Here is a 4378-nt window from a genome sequence, read left to right on the forward strand (position 1 = left end):
TTTGGACTAAAAATTTACAAAACGGAAGGATGTAATTATTATGACAACCAACACAGTTACATTACAAACAGCACATATTGTAAGTTTAGGAGATATCGAAGAAGCTAAAGCAAGCATTAAACCATTTATTCGTCGAACACCTCTAATTAAATCAATGTATTTAAGCCAAAGTATAACTAAAGGGAATGTATTTCTAAAATTAGAAAATATGCAATTCACAGGATCTTTTAAATTTAGAGGCGCTAGCAATAAAATTAATCACTTAACAGATGAACAAAAAGAAAAAGGCATTATCGCAGCATCTGCTGGGAACCATGCACAAGGTGTAGCTTTAACAGCTAAATTATTAGGCATTGATGCAACTATCGTAATGCCTGAAACAGCACCACAAGCGAAACAACAAGCAACGAAAGGCTATGGGGCAAAGGTTATTTTAAAAGGTAAAAACTTTAACGAAACTAGACTTTATATGGAAGAATTAGCGAAAGAAAATGGCATGACAATCGTTCATCCATATGACGATAAGTTTGTAATGGCAGGCCAAGGAACAATTGGTTTAGAAATTTTAGATGATATTTGGAATGTGAATACAGTCATCGTACCAGTTGGCGGTGGAGGATTAATTGCAGGTATTGCCACCGCATTAAAATCATTTAACCCTTCAATTCATATTATCGGTGTTCAATCTGAGAATGTTCATGGTATGGCTGAGTCTTTCTATAAGAGAGATTTAACTGAACATCGAGTGGATAGCACAATAGCAGATGGTTGTGATGTAAAAGTTCCTGGTGAACAAACATATGAAGTAGTTAAACATTTAGTAGATGAGTTTATTCTTGTTACAGAAGAAGAGATTGAACATGCTATGAAAGATTTAATGCAGCGTGCCAAAATTATTACTGAAGGTGCAGGCGCATTACCAACAGCTGCAATTTTAAGTGGAAAAATAAACAATAAATGGCTTGAAGATAAAAATGTTGTTGCTTTAGTTTCAGGCGGGAATGTTGACTTAACAAGAGTTTCAGGTGTCATTGAACATGGACTGAATATTGCAGATACAAGCAAGGGTGTGGTAGGTTAAAACATTTAATCTTAAAAATGAGGTGTAATTATGTCAAATGGTAAAGAATTACAAAAAAATATAGGTTTCTTCTCAGCGTTTGCTATTGTTATGGGGACAGTTATTGGTTCAGGAGTATTCTTTAAAATATCAAACGTAACAGAAGTAACAGGAACAGCAGGAATGGCCTTGTTTGTATGGTTCCTAGGCGGCATCATTACCATTTGTGCGGGGTTAACAGCAGCAGAACTTGCTGCTGCAATCCCTGAAACAGGTGGCTTAACGAAGTATATAGAATATACATACGGTGATTTCTGGGGCTTCCTATCAGGTTGGGCGCAATCATTTATTTATTTTCCAGCTAACGTAGCAGCATTGTCTATCGTATTTGCGACACAGTTAATTAATTTATTCCATTTATCTATAGGTTCGTTAATACCGATAGCAATCGCATCAGCGTTATCTATTGTGTTGATAAATTTCCTAGGTTCAAAAGCAGGCGGAATTTTACAATCAGTTACATTAGTAATTAAACTGATTCCAATCATCGTTATCGTAATTTTTGGTATTTTTCAATCTGGAGATATTACTTTTTCATTAATTCCAACTACAGGTAATTCAGGAAATGGTTTCTTTACAGCAATTGGTAGTGGTTTATTAGCAACTATGTTTGCATATGATGGTTGGATTCATGTAGGAAATGTTGCGGGGGAACTTAAAAATCCTAAACGCGATTTACCTTTAGCGATTTCAGTTGGTATCGGTTGTATTATGGCTGTGTATTTATTAATTAACGCTACATTCTTATTAACACTGCCAATAGAACTACTTGCTGGTAATTTAAATGCAGCTTCAGATACATCAAAAATATTATTTGGTGAAAATGGCGGTAAGATTATTACAATAGGTATATTAATTTCTGTTTATGGTACGATCAATGGCTATACTATGACTGGTATGCGCGTACCATATGCAATGGCTGAAAGAAAATTATTGCCATTTAGCCACTTATTCGCAAAATTAACAAAATCTGGCGCACCATGGTTTGGCGCAATTATCCAACTTATAATCGCTATCATCATGATGTCAATGGGAGCATTTGATACGATTACAAATATGTTAATCTTTGTTATTTGGTTGTTCTATTGTATGTCATTTGTTGCGGTAATAATTTTAAGAAAACGTGAGCCAAATATGGAGCGACCATATAAAGTACCGTTATATCCGATCATACCTTTAATTGCTATTTTGGCAGGATCATTTGTATTAATTAATACACTGTTTACACAATTTATATTAGCAATCATTGGAATTCTAATAACAGCACTTGGTATACCAGTTTATTACTATAAGAAGAAACAAAAAGCAGCATAAGGTAAGATAACTAGCATTGAGAATAAATGGATGGACTACTAATAAATTTAAAGTTTTACACATTAAAATCAAAAACCATTCAATTATTCTATCGAACAGACAAATTTCTGTTATGGAATTTGTCTGTTTTCAAAAGTATAGGGAGGCAAATAGAGATGGAAAAGCCGTCAAGAGAGGCATTTGAAGGCAATAATAAGTTGTTAATAGGAATTGTTTTAAGTGTAATAACGTTTTGGCTATTTGCACAATCATTGGTTAATGTTGTACCAATACTTGAAGATAGTTTCAATACAGATATTGGAACGGTTAATATCGCCGTTAGTATAACTGCTTTATTTTCAGGAATGTTTGTAGTAGGAGCAGGTGGTCTTGCTGATAAATATGGCAGAATTAAACTCACGAACATTGGTATTATCTTAAATATATTGGGTTCATTATTAATCATTATTTCAAATATTCCTTTATTACTTATTATAGGAAGATTAATTCAAGGACTTTCAGCAGCATGTATTATGCCTGCAACTTTGTCTATTATTAAGTCATATTACATTGGGAAAGATAGACAACGCGCTTTAAGTTATTGGTCAATTGGCTCATGGGGCGGCTCTGGTGTTTGTTCATTTTTTGGAGGTGCAGTTGCAACGCTTTTAGGTTGGCGTTGGATTTTTATCCTATCAATTATAATTTCATTAATTGCGCTGTTTCTTATTAAAGGCACACCTGAAACTAAATCTAAATCGATTTCTCTAAATAAATTTGACATTAAAGGTCTGGTTCTTTTAGTCATTATGCTCCTCAGTTTAAATATTTTAATTACTAAAGGATCAGAATTAGGTGTAACCTCACTTCTTTTTATCACTTTATTAGCAATTGCAATTGGATCTTTTAGTTTATTTATAGTTCTTGAAAAGCGTGCTACAAATCCTTTAATCGATTTTAAATTATTTAAAAATAAAGCTTACACAGGTGCAACAGCTTCAAACTTTTTGTTAAATGGTGTTGCCGGAACATTAATAGTAGCCAACACATTTGTTCAAAGAGGTTTAGGATATTCTTCATTGCAAGCAGGAAGTTTATCAATCACTTATTTAGTAATGGTATTAATTATGATTCGTGTTGGTGAAAAGTTACTTCAAACACTCGGATGCAAGAAACCAATGTTAATTGGAACAGGAGTTCTTATTGTCGGAGAATGCCTCATTTCATTAACATTTTTGCCAGAAATATTGTATGTCATTTGTTGTATTATAGGTTATTTATTCTTTGGTTTAGGACTAGGAATATATGCTACACCATCAACAGATACAGCAATTGCAAATGCACCGTTAGAAAAAGTAGGCGTTGCTGCAGGTATCTATAAAATGGCTTCTGCATTAGGTGGAGCATTTGGCGTCGCATTGAGTGGTGCAGTTTATGCAATCGTATCAAATATGACAAACATTTATACAGGTGCAATGATTGCATTATGGTTAAACGCAGGAATGGCAATTTTATCATTCGTTATCATTTTGTTACTTGTGCCTAAACAAAACGACACTCAATTATGATAATTGAGAATTAAATTGAAATCATACAAGTCGCTACAATATTAAACAAAAATATAAACCGATTCTTATGTGTCATTATTTTAAATGAACATAGGGATTGGTTTTTTATTACTCTTTTACGCTACTTTATTTATAATTATTATAAATTGTCACAAATTCAATTTACCTTACAATATATTTTGTATTATTATATTCTGTAGCATAAATAAATTGTTCAACACATAGTTGTAATGTTTTTCAATACTTTTTGGATAGATTGCGAAATTGTATTGAATCGTCATCGTTTTAAATTTTTAAATGAGAATGGAATGAGCATTACAATACACAAGCAATCAAAAGTAAATACATTCACAACACAACAGAGACATAACAACAAGATAAGGAGTGAACAATAGCT

3 protein-coding genes are annotated in these 4378 nt (G+C 32.9%); all 3 read left to right on the forward strand.

From position 1 onward, the window contains the following. Window positions 1–40 precede the first annotated feature (40 nt). The 3 genes from tdcB (at window position 41) to norB (ending at window position 3981) form a co-directional block, all read left to right on the forward strand. Window positions 41–1081, forward strand: coding sequence for a bifunctional threonine ammonia-lyase/L-serine ammonia-lyase TdcB (tdcB, locus tag ACXQH5_RS00825; RefSeq protein ID WP_000210828.1), 1041 nt, complete (start codon window positions 41–43; stop codon window positions 1079–1081). Between the two features lie 30 nt (window positions 1082–1111). Then, window positions 1112–2434: an APC family permease gene (locus ACXQH5_RS00830; protein WP_000064778.1), complete on the forward strand. Its 1323-nt coding sequence runs from the start codon at window positions 1112–1114 to the stop codon at window positions 2432–2434. Between the two features lie 155 nt (window positions 2435–2589). Continuing rightward, a complete protein-coding gene (gene norB, locus ACXQH5_RS00835; RefSeq protein ID WP_000414687.1) occupies window positions 2590–3981 on the forward strand; it encodes a multidrug efflux MFS transporter NorB in 1392 nt (463 codons plus the stop codon). The last annotated feature ends 397 nt before the right edge of the window (window positions 3982–4378 follow it).

This window comes from Staphylococcus sp. SA22, from assembly GCF_054165785.1.

Bases quoted from the DNA above. Each gene is read 5' to 3' on its own strand.
- tdcB (WP_000210828.1), top strand. From the start codon at position 41: ATGACAACCAACACAGTTACATTACAAACAGCACATATTGTAAGTTTA.
- ACXQH5_RS00830 (WP_000064778.1), top strand. From the start codon at position 1,112: ATGTCAAATGGTAAAGAATTACAAAAAAATATAGGTTTCTTCTCAGCG.
- norB (WP_000414687.1), top strand. From the start codon at position 2,590: ATGGAAAAGCCGTCAAGAGAGGCATTTGAAGGCAATAATAAGTTGTTA.